We start from the raw sequence: 12,862 nt of genomic DNA, 5'->3' as shown, positions 1-12,862 counted from the left end.
CTGTGGCTGATCACGGGCTAGCGGAGTTGGGCCAAGCGGAGCAACGGGAAGCTTCGTTCCGTGACCGGCCGCTGATCAACGCCACGCTTTCGGCCGCTTGACCGCCGCTGTCCACCCGATCTGGAAATCCATTGCCCGGCAAGGGAAACCGCACTTTTGCGTTCACCCGAACGGCATCGGGCACGTCACTGGCCGCGCTGTTGCTCTTGTTCCAGCCCGCCCGGCTTAGCACAACCCGGTGATGTGCGCCCTCTGGCCTGGCGCACACGAGCAGTGCTGGGATCATCACTCCTCGTAGGCGGCGTTGCGGAGGTGTTCGCGGTGGGCATCAAGTGGATGGATACCAAGGTCGTCAAGAACGCCCGTGCCTGGGCCAACGGCTCCGTGCCGGACCAGGCGGGCAAGGACGAGTGCATGGTGTGCGGCAAGCAGATCCGCCGGCACCGCACGGTGTCCGGCGAGGGCAGGGTGTGCTCCCTGGTCTGCGCTCAATACTGGGCGGAGAACATGACCTGACAAAAAAAGGAAGTGCCCCCCTCACCAGGTGAGGGGGGCACTTCCGCACAGTAGCGGGGACAGGATTTGAACCTGCGACCTCTGGGTTATGAGCCCAGCGAGCTACCGAGCTGCTCCACCCCGCGTCGACATGGAGAACACTACACCCCCACCCCCATTTCCCCAAATCGCCCCTACCCACCCCCAAGGACCAGCCATTCCACCCGCCCAGCACCGGACGACACCAGCCCCGACCAATGACAACCAGCCGCAGCCAATGGCGACCAGTCCGGGGGTGCAGGGGGCGAAGCCCTCCTGCGCGGGGTTTGGGGGCTGCGCCCCCAATGTGATTGCGAAAAAGCCCTGCCTACGCACTCCGTAGGCAGGGCAATCGCACTTTGTAGCGGGGACAGGATTTGAACCTGCGACCTCTGGGTTATGAGCCCAGCGAGCTACCGAGCTGCTCCACCCCGCGTCGGTAATTCAGACTCTACGCGGAGGTTGCCCCGGGATGCAAATCGGGTGGCCCGGACGTGTCCGAGGCCACCCGATCCGCGGTCGGCGGGTCCGCTCAGCCGGTGGGCGTGGGCGACGTGGGCGCGGTCGACGCGGGCGACTGGTTGCCCGTCGCCCCCGCGGCCTCGAACTTCTTGGTCGCCTCGTCCAGCGCCTTGTAGGCGTTGCCGAGCGCCGCGAAGTCACCGCTGCTCTGCGCCGCCTTGATGGCGGCCAGGGCGCTCTGGATGTCCTTCACGGCCGACTGCATCTCGCTGCTCTGCCCGGTGCCCGTGCCGGGCGGGGTGGGGTTGGTCGACGGCGGGTTCGTGCCCGGCTGGTTGCCGGACTGGTCGGGCAGCTGCGCCGACGCGCCGGTGAGGACCTTCTCCAGGGCCTCCTTCAGCGTGGGCGCGTACCCGACCTTGTCGCCGAAGCTGACCAGGACCTTGAACAGCTGCGGGAACTGGGTGTTCTGGCTGGCCCGCTCGATGTAGATCGGTTCCACGTAGAGCAGGCCGCCGCCCACCGGGAGGGTGAGCAGGTTGCCGTAGACCACCTTGGTCTGCCGCTGCGTGAGCAGGTTCAGCTCACCGCTCACCTCGCCCGAGGTGAGGAACTGGGTCTGGATCTGCTGCGGGCCCTTGGCCTCGTTGTTGAGGGTGAGCACGCTTATCTTCCCGTAGTTGTCCGGGTCGGAGCGCACGCTCACGTACGAGGCCATGAACTCGCGGTTCTGCCGCACCAGCGCGCTGGTCAACTGGAAGCTGACCTTGTTCGGGTCACCGGTCGGGTCGCCCGCCAGCACGTAGAACGGCGGCTGCTGGTCGCGTGGCTGGCTGTTCTGCTGCTGCTGTTGCTCGACGGTGGTCGCGTTGTCCACGGTCGGGTCGGACGGCACGCCCCAGAACGACACGCCGGAGTAGAAGTCGCGCGGCGCCTCGACGTGGTACCGGGCCAGCGTGTCGCGCTGCACCTTGAACAGGTCCTCGGGGTACCGCAGGTGCTCGCGCAGCGACTGGCTCATGTCGCTGTTCGGCTTCACCGTGCCCGGGAAGACGCCCATCCACGCCTTGAGCACCGGGTCCTTCTCGTCCATCGCGTACAGCGTCACGGTGCCGTCGTAAGCGTCCACAGTGGCCTTGACGGAGTTGCGGATGTAGCTGATCTCCCGGTTGGGCTGCCGCTGGACGCCGGGCAGCGAGTCGTTCGTGGCCGACGCCAGGGACGTGCGGCGCGCGTACGGGTAGTTCTCCAGCGTCGTGTAGCCGTCCACGATCCACGTGATCCGCCCGTCGACGACCGCCGGGTACGGGTCGGCGTCCACGGTCAGCCACGGCGCCACGGCCTCCACGCGGTCACGCGGGTGCCGGTTGAAGATGATCCGCGAGTCGTCGCTGATGGCGGAGTTGAACAGGATGTTCCGCTCGCTGTAGGCCGCGGCGAACACCAGCTTGTTGAACAGGCCGCCGATCCGCACGCCGCCCTTGCCGTCGTACGTGTACTGGCTGCGGTCGGTGTCGTACTCGCGCGGCCCGTCGCCGCCGCGACCGCCGACGATGGCGTAGTCGTTCGCGCCGCCCGCCTCGCCGAAGTAGGTGCGCGGCTGCTGCACGCCGAACGGTCCGGGCTTGACCTTGCCGTCCTGGTCGACCTCGGCCACCTCGAACACCGGGTAGCCGCCGTTGCCGCCCTGGTCGGCGGGCGAGTTCACCTTGCTCGCCTCGGCGAACACCATGCCGTTGCCGTGCGTGTAGATCAGGTGCTGGTTGATCCAGTCGCGCTGGCCCTGCGGGATGCCGGCGGTGTGCAGCTCGCGGACCGCGACGATGTAGTCCTGGAGCTGGCCGTCCACTTTGTACCGGTCGACGTCGAGCTTCTCCGGGAACGCGTAGAACGGCCGCAGCTGCTGGAACTGGGTGAACGTCTTGGAGATCACGGCCGGGTCGAGCAGGCGGATGTTGCCCAGCGTCGCCTGGTTGCTCTTCAGCTCGTCCAGGGAGACGTTCTGCTTGCCCTCGTAGGGTTTCGTCTCCACCCGGTCGTCGGTGAGCCCGAACGCCTCCTTGGTGGCGGCGATGTTGCGCTGGATGGAGTCGGCTTCCTTCTCGATGGCGTTCGGCTTCACCGAGAACTGCTCCAGCACGGCCGGCCAGGCCGCGCCGACCAGGATGCTGGACAGCACCAGCAGCACGGTCGCGATGGCGGGCAGCTGGAGGTTGCGCAGCACCGCGCCGGTGAAGAACGCCACGGCGCAGAACACCGCGATGCACAGCAGGATCAGCTTGGCGGGCAGCACCGCGTTCAGGTCGGTGTAGCTGGCGCCGGTGAACTTGTCGTTGCGGTCGGAGAACAGCAACTGGTACCGGTCCAGGAAGTACGCCAACGCCTTCAGCAGCACGAACACGCCCGCGACGATGGACAGGTGGGTGCGCGCGGGACCGGAGAGCTGCCCGCCGCGGCCCGCGAGCCGGATGCCGCCGAACAGGTAGTGCGCCACCACCGCGCCCACGAACGACACCGCCGTGGCGATGAACAGCCACGACAGCAACCACGTGTAGAACGGCAGCTGGAACGCGTAGAAGCCGATGTCGTGGCCGAACTCGGCGTCGACCTCGTTGAACGGCGTGGAGTTGAGGAACAGCTGGAACCGCTGCCAGTCGCCCTGCGCCGACGCGCCCGCGATGACGCCGACGACCACGGGCAGGCCGATGCCGAACACCTTCATCCGCCGGGTCACGACGGAGCGGTACCGGGCGACCGGGTCGTCGGGCCCCGACACCGGCACGAACACCGGGCGGGAGCGGTAGGCGAGGATGAGGTTGAGCGCGACGACGCCGCCGACCAGCAGGCCCACGGCGAGGAACAACCCGACCCGGGTCGCCAGCTTGATGCCGTAGACGCTGCGGAAGCCGACCTCGCCGAACCACAACCAGTCGACGTAGGTGCCGAGCAACCTGGAACCGGTGATCAGACCGACCAGGACCACCGCACCGACGATGAGCAGAATCCGGCTTCGCCGGGACAGCCGGGGCAGTCCGACCGGGGGCCGAGTGGCCACTGGGCACGCTCCTGGATCGCGGTAATGGCTTTCGTACGTTCTGTCCAACTGTACGGAGGCCGCTGAGGGTTCCCCGTTCGGTCGACCGATTCGGGTGGATGCCACTATGGCGGGCGTGCCAGCCAGTGAGAAGCAGCCCGTGGTCCTGCCCGCCGTGGCCCGCGAGGTCGAGGAGTTCGTGTCCACCGCCGGGTGGAACCAGGCGCCCCAGTTGTTCGCGCTGGTCCCGACCGCGGACCTGCTCGCGCAGCAGCCCGAGCTGGCGGGTCAGCTCGACCCGGCGGCGTCGCCGCTGACCCCGATCGCGCAGGACGCGCTGCCCGCCGCCGAGCTGGACCAGGCGCTGGCCGGGATCGTGTGGCCGGACGCCGTGCGCGGATGCGCGCTGGCGCAGGAGATCGTCGTGCTGCCGCCGGAGGCCGAGGCGGGGCTGTCGGAGGACCTGGACGACGAGGCGGCACGCCGGTTCGCCGCGGAGCACCCGCAGCGGCGCGAGGCGCGGCTGGTCGCGGCGGTGCTGCGGGACGGGTCGGCGGCGTGCGTGCTGCGGTTGCGCGGCAACGTGGAGGTGCCCGAGGAGGTCGTGGAGCACCCGGAGCTGGCGCCCAACCTCACCCGCGCCCTGCTGGAGACGCTGCGCCCCTGACCGGGCTCAGCAGCCCGGCACGTCCTTGCCCTCGGTGAGGGCCTTGAGCGAGTCCACGGCGTCGGCCAGCTTCTCCACCTTCACCAGCCGCAGCCCCTCGGGCGCGTGCTGCTTGGCCTCGTCGCAGTTGCCCGCGGGCACCAGGAAGGTCGTCGCGCCGGCCTCGCGCGCGGCGACCATCTTGAAGTTGATGCCGCCGATGCGGCCGACGTCGCCCTTGTCGTTGATCTCGCCGGTGCCCGCGATCGCCTGGCCGCCGTTCAGCTCGCCCGGCGTCAGCTTGTCCACGATGGACAGCGCGAACAGCAGACCCGCCGACGGGCCGCCGACGTCGCTCAAGCCGATCTTGACGTCGAACGGCACGTCGGCGCGGTCCACCGGCAGGACGCCGAGGAAGCCGTTCGGCCGGTCCTCGGTCTTGCCGAGCGTGACGGTGGCGGTCTGGCGGGCCGACTCGCGCTGGAACGTGATCTCCACCCGGTCGCCCGGCTTGGTGCCCTCCAGGGCGGCGCGGACGGCCTCGTAGTCGCCGATCTCCTTGCCGTTGACCGCGAGGAGGCGGTCGTTGGGCTCGATGACGTCGTCGGCGGCGCTGCCCTTGGTGATCTCCGCCGCCACCACCTTCATCGGGTAGCCCAGGTAACGCAGCGCGGCGACCTCGGCGCTGGTCTGCGAGTCCTGGAACGCCTTCACGTTCTGGTCGCGGACCTGCTGCTCGGACTCGCCGGGCCGGAAGAACTCCTCGCGCGGCGCGAGGGCGTACCGGCCGCTGATCCACAGGCCGAGCGCGCCGAACAGCGACACGTCGTCGGTGACCGACACGGTGGTCATGGTGAGCGTGCCGCTCGTGGGGAACGTCTTCTCGCCCTCGACCTGCACCACGTCGGCGCCGTGGGCCTGGCCCAGCGTGTTGTAGGTCGGGCCGGGGCCCAGCGCCACGTACGGCACCCGGACGAACCCCCCGAGCAACCCGAGCCCGAGCACCAGCGCGAGGCTGATCACGAGCGTCCACGTGCGCCTGGTCAGGCCGCGCCGCGGCGGTGCCGGGTCGGCCGGCGGCTGCGCCACTGCGGTGTCGGTGCCTTCGCTCACGCCCGACAGGGTACGGCCACCGGCGCACGCCGTCGGCGAACCGGTCCCGCGCGCGGCACCCGGCCCGCGTACCGTGGTGGCATGAGTGACGTGCCCTTCGGGTTCGGCCCGCAGGACCCCGACGACCGCGGCCGCAAGCCGGGTGACCCGGCGGGAAACCCGTTCGACTTCTCGCAGCTCGGCGCGATGCTGAGCCAGCTCGGCGCGATGTTCAGCAACGCGGGCACGTCGTCCGGCCCGGTCAACTACGACCTGGCGAAGCAGATCGCCTTGCAGCAGTTGGCGGGTCAGGGCGGCTTGGGTTTCGCCCCGGACCAGGACAAGGCCGTGGCCGACGCGGTCCACCTCGCCGAGATGTGGCTCGACCCGTTGACCGCGCTGCCCGCGGGCACCAGCCGGACCGAGAGCTGGACCGCGCGCGACTGGGTGGAGCGCACGCTGCCCACGTGGCAGCGGCTGTGCGACCCGGTGGCCCAGCGCGTGTCCGGCGCGTGGGTCGACGCGATGCCCGCCGAGGCCAAGGAAGCGGCCGGTCCGCTGCTGTCGATGCTCGGCCAGATGGGCGGCATGGCGTTCGGCTCGCAGCTCGGCGGCGCGCTCGCCCAGCTCGGCGCCGAGGTGCTGACCTCCACCGAGGTCGGCCTGCCGCTCGGGCCCGCGGGCACGGCGGCGCTGCTGCCCGCGAACATCGAGAAGTTCACCGAGGGCCTGGAGCGCCCGGCGAGCGAGGTGCTGGTGTTCCTCGCCGCGCGGGAGGCGGCCCACCAGCGCCTGTTCAGCCACGTGCCGTGGCTGCGGCAGCGGCTGCTGGACACGGTGGAGGAGTTCGCGCGCGGCATCACCGTCGACACCTCCGCGCTGGAGCAGCTCGCGGGCCAGGTGGACCCGGCGAACCCGGCCTCGATCGAGGAGGCCATGAAGTCCGGGATGCTGGAGCCGCAGACCACGCCCGAGCAGCAGGCCGCGCTGACCCGCTTGGAGACGCTGCTCGCCCTGGTCGAGGGCTGGGTGGACGTCGTGGTGGCGGAGGCCGTCGGCGACCGGCTGCCGGGTGCGGAGGCGTTGCGGGAGACGCTGCGGCGCAGGCGGGCGTCGGGCGGTCCGGCGGAGCAGACGTTCGCGACGCTGGTCGGGCTGGAGCTGCGCCCGCGCAGGCACCGGTCGGCCGCGGCGCTGTGGAAGCTGCTCGGCGACCAGCACGGCATCGAGCAGCGGGACGGCGTGTGGGAGCACCCGGACCTGGTGCCGACCGCCGAGGACCTGGACGACCCGATGGAGTTCGCCGACCGGTTCGGCCGGACCCGCAAGGCGTTGGAAGACCCGATGGCGGAGTTGGAGCGCACCATCCGCGAGGAGGACGAGGACTAGGCGCGTGGCCGGCCCGTCGTGCGGCGGGCCGGCCACGCGTGCTCAGTCCTCCTCGGTGATGCCCAGGCCGGCCGCCGCGGACAGGCCCTCCAGGTAGCCGATGGCCCGCTCGGACCTCGGGTAGCGGTGCACGAGGTGCCAGAAGTCCTTCCCGTGGCCGGGCACGCGCAGGTGCGCCAGCTCGTGCACCAGCACGTAGTCGAGGACCCACGCGGGCACGTCGCGGAGCCGTTCGCTGATGCGGATGGTCCCCTCGCTCGGCGTGCACGACGCCCACCGGGTGCGCATCGGCGGCACCCAGCGCACGCTGCTCGGGCGGACGCCGTCCAGGTGGCGGTCGGCCAGCTCCTCGCAGCGGGTGAGCAGGGCTTCGTCGGACGTGCGGGTGGGCGACCGCCGGCGGGTCTCGCTGCGCTGGAGGCGGCTCAGCATCTCGGCCACCCAGTGCTTCTCCTCGCTCTTGCTCATGCGCGCCGGCAGCAGGACGACGACGGTGTCCCCCTCGCGGTACGCGCTCACCATGCGGCGGCGTCGAGTGCTACGCCGTACCTCCACCTGCGGTTCGGGCATGGCGTTCACGGTAAGGCCAGGGACCGACAATTCGCGGCGGCCAAGCGGCGGTGTGCGGCAATGAACCAACACGGAGCAACAGATTCGCCCGAACGACGGCTGGACACGCGGGACCGCGCGTGCAGCGGTAGTCCGTTCGCGCGGGTAGCGTGCTGCGGAGCCCCTGAGTGCGGCGAGGATCGCCGTGCTCTCGAAGCAAGGAGGAAGCCGTGGCCGAGACGTACAACGGCTACTGCGTCAAGTGTCGTGAGAAGCGGGACTTCACGGGCGAGGTGCAGGAGAGCAACAACCGCCGGATGGCCAAGGGCAAGTGCCCGGTCTGCGGTACCACGGTGACCCGGATCCTCGGCAAGGCCCAGGTCTGAGCGACCAGGTGGCCGGGTACCGCGCCCGGCCACCCTGTGGACAACCCGCGGGGCCTGTGGACGGGCGCACCCGTCCCGGCGCTCCGCCCGGCACCCTGCACCCGTGAACCTGCCTCATCGCCCCCGCGTCCTGCCCGGCCTGCCCGTGCTGCACCGCCGCCCGGACTCGCTCCAGATCGGCCTCGACCCGCGGCACTCCGTGCTGATCGAGGACGTGCCACCGCCCATGGCGGCGGCGCTGCTCGACCTCACCGGCCACCTCACCGTCCGCGAGCTGCGGGAACGCCTCGCGCGGCACGACACGCAGGCCGAAGACCTCACCTACCTGCTGCACGCGCTGGTCGACAACGGCCTGGTCGAGGAGGCCGCGCCCGTGCCGCACGGCAGGCTCGTCACCGAGACCACCGAGTGGGCCCTGCGCACCCGCCGGTCCGCGCCGCACCTGGTGGGCACGCGTTCCACGCGCTCCGTCGTGGTGCACGGCGACGGGCGGCTGGCGGTGGCCGTGGCCGTCGGGCTGGCGACCGCGGGGGTCGGACACGTCCGGGTGGTCGCGCGCGGTCGGGTGAATTCCGGCGACACCGGTTCGGGTTATCTCGACGCGGACATCGGCCAGGACCGCGTGGACGCCGCCGAGGCCGCGCTGCGCCGCGCGTCGCCGACCGTGCGCACCGAGACGTCCCCGAAAGCACCGGACCTGGTGGTGCTGGCCGACGCGCTGGTGCCGCCGCCGGAGCTGCTGCGGGCCCTGCTGCTGGAGGGCACGCCGCACCTGGCGGTCCGCGCGACGGAGGGCGTCGGCGTCGTCGGGCCGCTGGTCGTGCCGGGTCGCAGCAGCTGCCTGCGGTGCCTGGACCTGCACCGGGCCGACGCGGACCGGGGTTGGCCGGAGCTGGCGCTCCAGTTGCTGGACCGGCCGCTGCACGCCGACCTGCCGACCGTGACGACCACCGCGGGGTTCACCGTGGGGCAGGCGCTGCTGGCGCTGGACCCCGGCGAGACCACGCGGACCCGCCCGCCCGCGTGGGACGCGGTGCTGGAGGTGAACGCGTTCGCGGGGCTGGTGGAGCACCGCCTCGCGCCGGCGCACCCGCGCTGTGAGTGCCGCTCACTTGTGTGAGTGGGTCCTCAGCGTGTGCTGTGTAGGTTCGAGGAGGGCACAAGCCACTGCGACCGCGTCATCGGGCAGGGGAGAATCTTCGGGTGAGCGATATCCCGCGCAAGGCCGTGCAGCGCACCGCCAAGCTGGCCAGTCTGCCGATAGGTGTGGCCGGACGGGTGGTGGGCGGCTGGGGCAAGCGGCTGGCAGGCCGCAGTTCCGACGAGGTCAGCGCCGAGGTCTCGGCGAAGACGGCGGAACAGGTCTTCGCGGTGCTCGGCCAGCTCAAGGGCGGCGCCATGAAGTTCGGGCAGGCGTTGAGCGTGTTCGAGGCGGCGGTGCCGGACGAGCTGGCCGAGCCGTACCGCGAGGCGCTCACGAAGCTCCAGACCGCCGCGCCGCCCATGCCCGCGCGCACCACGCACCGGGTGCTGGCCGAGCAGCTCGGCTCGGGGTGGCGCAAGCGCTTCGCGTCGTTCGACGACGAGCCGGCCGCGTCGGCGTCCATCGGCCAGGTGCACCGCGCGGTGTGGCACGACGGGCGCGACGTGGCGGTGAAGGTGCAGTACCCCGGCGCGGACGAAGCGCTCCAGGCGGACCTGAAGCAGCTGCTGCGGTTCAGCAGGCTGATCCAGGCGATCATGCCGGGCACCGAGGTGAAACCGCTGCTGGAGGAGCTGCGCGACCGGTACCTGGAGGAGCTGGACTACCGGACCGAGGCCGATTACCAGCGTGGTTTCGCGAAGGCGTTCGACGGCGACGCCCGGGTGCTGGTGCCGAAGGTGGTGGCCAGCGCGCCCAAGGTCATGGTGACCGAGTGGACCGACGGCACTCCCCTGTCCAAGATCATACGTTCGGGTGAGCGGGAGGAGCGGGACCTCGCGGGCAGGCTGCTGTCGGAGTTCCACTTCTCCGCGCCGAGCCGGTCGGGCCTGCTGCACGCCGACCCCCACCCGGGCAACTTCATGCTGGGCGCCGACGGCCGCCTGCGGGTGCTCGACTTCGGCGCCGTCGCGCGGCTGCCCGACGGGTTGCCGAGGACGTTGGGCCTGATGACGCGGCTGGCGCTGGAGGGTCGGTCGCGGGACCTGGTGGAGCTGCTGCGCTCGGAGCACTTCATCCGGCCCGGCACGGAGCTGAGCGAGGAGGACGTGCTGAACTACCTCGCGCCGTTCGTCGAACCGCTGCGCGCGGAGACGTTCCACTTCACCCGGAAGTGGCTCCAGCGGCAGGCGGAGCGCGTGGGTGACCTGCGCAGCCCCGACTCGCAGACCGGGCGGTCGCTCAACCTGCCGCCCCAGTACCTGTTGATCCACCGGGTGACGCTGGGCGCCACCGGCATCCTCTGCCAGCTGGACGCGAACGTCCCGGCCCACGACATCGTCGCCCGCTGGCAGCCGGGGTTCGCCGACTAGTTGTCCACAGGGCTGTTCGGGCTTGTCCACAGGTTTGCGAACCTCCTGGCGCACCCGTCGCGACCGACCCATGATCGATCCATGACCGATGTGATCAGGACCGCAGAACTCCGGGCGGCGGGTGTGCCCCGGTACGAGATCGACCTCAGGTGCCGCCCCGGTGGCCCCTGGCAGCGCGTGCTGCCCGGCGTGCTGCTGCTGGCCGCGGGGCCGCCCACGAGGGCGCAGCGCGTCCGGGCGGCCTTGGCGTACGCCGGTCCGGGCGCCGTGCTGACCGGCGTGGACGCCCTGCGTGCACTGGGCTTCTCCGACCTGCCGCCACCGGGGCGGATCCACCTGCTCCAACCGGCGGCGCACCGCAAGTCGGGCGTGGGCGCCGTGTTCCTGGAACGCACCACCCGCCTGCCGAACCCGGTGCTGAAGGACGGCCTGCCCCTGGCCCCACCCATCCGAGCGGCCCTGGACGCCGCCCGCCACTCCCACCCACCTCACCAGACCCGAATCCTGACCGCCGCCGTCGCCGCGGGCTACCCGGCCCGAGCGCTGCTGCGGGAGCTGGACGCCGGCAGCAGCCGAGGCACCGCCGCCCCGCGAGCCGCATTACGCGCCCTCCTCCGCGACCGCCACACCACCTTCACCTAGCCGCTCCCCCGCCGCGGCGCGAGCGCGGCGCGGCACGACGGCAGCGCGGCGCGCGGGGCGCGGCACGAGGATGACCCGGGCACGGCGCGGCGGTGACGCGAGCGCGGCGCGGCATGAGGGCAGCGCGGCATGAGGGCAGCGCGGCATGAGGGCAGCGCGGCATGAGGGCAGCGCGGCATGAGGGCAGCGCGAGGGCAGCGCGAGGGCAGCGCGAGGGCAGCGCGGCGGAGCCAGGCCACCTCCACCCGCCCAGCCACCACGCGCGGCCCACCTCCGTTCAAGACCGGCGCGCCCAAGCTGATCAGACCGCTCGACCAGCCGCGTGATTCATCAACCCCCGGGCAAGCCGGCGGTGGGCCGCACAGGGCAGCGCGCCGGCCCCTCGCTCGGCGCGCGCCCACCGGACCAACAGTCGCGCGCCCATCGAACCGACAGTCCCGAAAGGAGTCGATCAGGAGCGAACCACCACCGAGTCACCAGAAATCGGCGGGCAGCTTGCCCTCGATGTCGCGGACGTGCGCGCGGGCGCACTCGTCGCACAGCCAGCGGTCCCCGTCGTGGTCGCGTTCTCGCACCCAGGCGAGCAGTTTCACGGGGTCGGTGACCGACTCGCGGGTCCGGCCGCAGCGAGCGCACGTCTCGTTCACGGTTTGCGTCCCACGTACACGGTCGTCGCTGACAGCAGAAACACGTCGTCGCGCAGTGCGAGGTACGCGGGGTCGGCCGGGTCGAGCAGCCGGGTGAGGGTGTGCCGGTCGGCCGGGTGCAGCCGGTCGCCGCCGACGTCGGCCAGCCACCGCAACTGGTCCACCGCCCACTCCCGCACGGCCTGCGTGGCGGGCGCGGGGCGGTCGACCAGGTTGCTGAACGACGTCACCTCGGCGAGCCCGGCCTCGGCGAGCACGACGTTCCAGCCGACGGGCAGGCGGACGGCACCTGGCATCGACTCGCGCATGCGCACGAACCACTCGGCACGCGCGTGGGCGAGGCGGTCGGCGAGCCCGGGTTCGCCGACGCCCAGGTCCCACGGCAGGAACCTGGTGGTCAGGCCACCTTCGCGGAGGGCGAGCCAGCCGCCGGGTGCGAGGGCGGCCACCAGGTCGGCCACCATCCGCCGCTCGTCGGGCAGGTGGTGCACGACGCCGGACGCCCACACCAGGTGGGCGGGTCCCGCGATGTCGGCGGGCCGCTCGGTGGCGAGATCGGCGAGCACCGGCCGCACGCGCACGGCGTGGTCGGCGGCGGTCTCGTGCGCTGCCGCGGCGCGGGTGGCCGTGGTCGCGGCGTCGAGGAGTTCCGGCACGGCGTCGACCAGGACGACCGTTCCGCCACCCCGGGCGGCGAGGGCTTCCGCGAACGCGACGCCCATGCCGCCCGCTCCGCTGCCGACGTCGACGACGGTCGGGTGGTCCGGCAACGCCCGGACCAGTCGGCGGGCGACGGCGCGGTTGGTGTCGGCGTCGAGTTCGTCGCCCCGGCGCATGGTGGTCAGGCGGGTTGCCCAGTCGATTCCGTCGTGAGTGTGAGCGGCCACATCGGAGACCGTACCCATGGCTGAGCCCGCCCTCCCCCCGACCGGGGGAAGAGCGGGCCCGGTGCCAACGGCGGCGGATC

12 protein-coding genes and 2 tRNA genes are annotated in these 12,862 nt (G+C 71.7%); 7 read left to right on the top strand and 7 right to left on the bottom strand.

Annotation, left to right across the window (positions count from 1 at the left end; genetic code table 11):
- Positions 1 to 321: 321 nt before the first annotated feature.
- Positions 322 to 516, top strand: coding sequence for a hypothetical protein (locus tag KZQ38_RS25670; protein WP_219445258.1), 195 nt, complete (start codon positions 322 to 324; stop codon positions 514 to 516).
- A 51-nt stretch (positions 517 to 567) separates the two neighbouring features.
- Here KZQ38_RS25670 and KZQ38_RS25665 read toward each other — a convergent pair.
- The 3 genes from KZQ38_RS25665 to KZQ38_RS25655 form a co-directional block, all read right to left on the bottom strand.
- Positions 568 to 641: transfer RNA gene (locus KZQ38_RS25665), tRNA-Met, on the bottom strand.
- 255 nt (positions 642 to 896) lie between these two features.
- Positions 897 to 970, bottom strand: a tRNA-Met gene (locus KZQ38_RS25660).
- Positions 971 to 1,066: 96 nt separating this feature from the next.
- On the bottom strand, positions 1,067 to 4,027 hold the full coding sequence (locus KZQ38_RS25655) for a UPF0182 family protein (protein ID WP_219445769.1): 2,961 nt from the start codon (positions 4,025 to 4,027) through the stop codon (positions 1,067 to 1,069).
- Between the two features lie 130 nt (positions 4,028 to 4,157).
- Here KZQ38_RS25655 and KZQ38_RS25650 point away from each other — a divergent pair, with 130 nt between their 5' ends.
- The gene (locus KZQ38_RS25650) at positions 4,158 to 4,697 is read left to right on the top strand and encodes a PPA1309 family protein (protein WP_219445257.1); all 540 of its coding nucleotides are present in this window, start codon (positions 4,158 to 4,160) and stop codon (positions 4,695 to 4,697) included.
- Between the two features lie 6 nt (positions 4,698 to 4,703).
- Here the strand turns inward: KZQ38_RS25650 and KZQ38_RS25645 are convergent, their stop codons facing one another.
- Complete coding sequence (locus tag KZQ38_RS25645) at positions 4,704 to 5,789, bottom strand: YlbL family protein (RefSeq protein ID WP_308258591.1); 1,086 nt, start codon at positions 5,787 to 5,789, stop codon at positions 4,704 to 4,706.
- An 81-nt stretch (positions 5,790 to 5,870) separates the two neighbouring features.
- On the opposite strand from KZQ38_RS25645, the gene KZQ38_RS25640 reads away from it, so the two are divergent.
- Entirely contained in the window at positions 5,871 to 7,157 is a 1,287-nt protein-coding gene (locus KZQ38_RS25640; protein WP_219445256.1) for a zinc-dependent metalloprotease, read from the top strand.
- A 42-nt stretch (positions 7,158 to 7,199) separates the two neighbouring features.
- On the opposite strand, the gene KZQ38_RS25635 is transcribed toward KZQ38_RS25640, so the two are convergent.
- Positions 7,200 to 7,727, bottom strand: coding sequence for a M48 metallopeptidase family protein (locus KZQ38_RS25635; protein WP_219445255.1), 528 nt, complete (start codon positions 7,725 to 7,727; stop codon positions 7,200 to 7,202).
- A gap of 209 nt (positions 7,728 to 7,936) precedes the next feature.
- Here KZQ38_RS25635 and KZQ38_RS25630 point away from each other — a divergent pair, with 209 nt between their 5' ends.
- The 4 genes from KZQ38_RS25630 (at position 7,937) to KZQ38_RS25615 (ending at position 11,248) form a co-directional block, all read left to right on the top strand.
- A complete protein-coding gene (locus tag KZQ38_RS25630; protein ID WP_219445254.1) occupies positions 7,937 to 8,092 on the top strand; it encodes a DUF5679 domain-containing protein in 156 nt (51 codons plus the stop codon).
- Between the two features lie 103 nt (positions 8,093 to 8,195).
- A complete protein-coding gene (locus KZQ38_RS25625) occupies positions 8,196 to 9,212 on the top strand; it encodes a ThiF family adenylyltransferase (RefSeq protein ID WP_219445253.1) in 1,017 nt (338 codons plus the stop codon).
- A gap of 83 nt (positions 9,213 to 9,295) precedes the next feature.
- Positions 9,296 to 10,606, top strand: coding sequence for an ABC1 kinase family protein (locus KZQ38_RS25620; protein WP_219445252.1), 1,311 nt, complete (start codon positions 9,296 to 9,298; stop codon positions 10,604 to 10,606).
- Between the two features lie 81 nt (positions 10,607 to 10,687).
- On the top strand, positions 10,688 to 11,248 hold the full coding sequence (locus tag KZQ38_RS25615; RefSeq protein WP_219445251.1) for a hypothetical protein: 561 nt from the start codon (positions 10,688 to 10,690) through the stop codon (positions 11,246 to 11,248).
- 473 nt (positions 11,249 to 11,721) lie between these two features.
- Here the strand turns inward: KZQ38_RS25615 and KZQ38_RS25610 are convergent, their stop codons facing one another.
- Together KZQ38_RS25610 and KZQ38_RS25605 are read right to left on the bottom strand one after the other, a co-directional pair.
- Complete coding sequence (locus KZQ38_RS25610; protein WP_219445250.1) at positions 11,722 to 11,895, bottom strand: hypothetical protein; 174 nt, start codon at positions 11,893 to 11,895, stop codon at positions 11,722 to 11,724.
- Positions 11,892 to 12,782, bottom strand: a complete 891-nt coding sequence (locus KZQ38_RS25605) for a class I SAM-dependent methyltransferase (RefSeq protein WP_308258590.1) — start codon at positions 12,780 to 12,782, stop codon at positions 11,892 to 11,894. Before KZQ38_RS25605 ends, KZQ38_RS25610 begins: the two co-directional genes overlap by 4 nt.
- Positions 12,783 to 12,862: the final 80 nt, after the last annotated feature.

It is taken from the genome of Saccharothrix obliqua (assembly GCF_019375475.1).
GTDB classification, from domain to species: domain Bacteria; phylum Actinomycetota; class Actinomycetes; order Mycobacteriales; family Pseudonocardiaceae; genus Actinosynnema; species Actinosynnema obliqua.
This window is presented reverse-complemented; position numbering and strand designations above follow the sequence as displayed.

What these genes read in the sequence shown, in the direction of transcription:
- KZQ38_RS25650 (WP_219445257.1), top strand. Translation starts at nt 4,158, where the DNA reads ATGGCGGGCGTGCCAGCCAGTGAGAAGCAGCCCGTGGTCCTGCCCGCC.
- KZQ38_RS25640 (WP_219445256.1), top strand. Translation starts at nt 5,871, where the DNA reads ATGAGTGACGTGCCCTTCGGGTTCGGCCCGCAGGACCCCGACGACCGC.
- KZQ38_RS25635 (WP_219445255.1), bottom strand. Translation starts at nt 7,727, where the DNA reads ATGCCCGAACCGCAGGTGGAGGTACGGCGTAGCACTCGACGCCGCCGC.
- KZQ38_RS25615 (WP_219445251.1), top strand. Translation starts at nt 10,688, where the DNA reads ATGACCGATGTGATCAGGACCGCAGAACTCCGGGCGGCGGGTGTGCCC.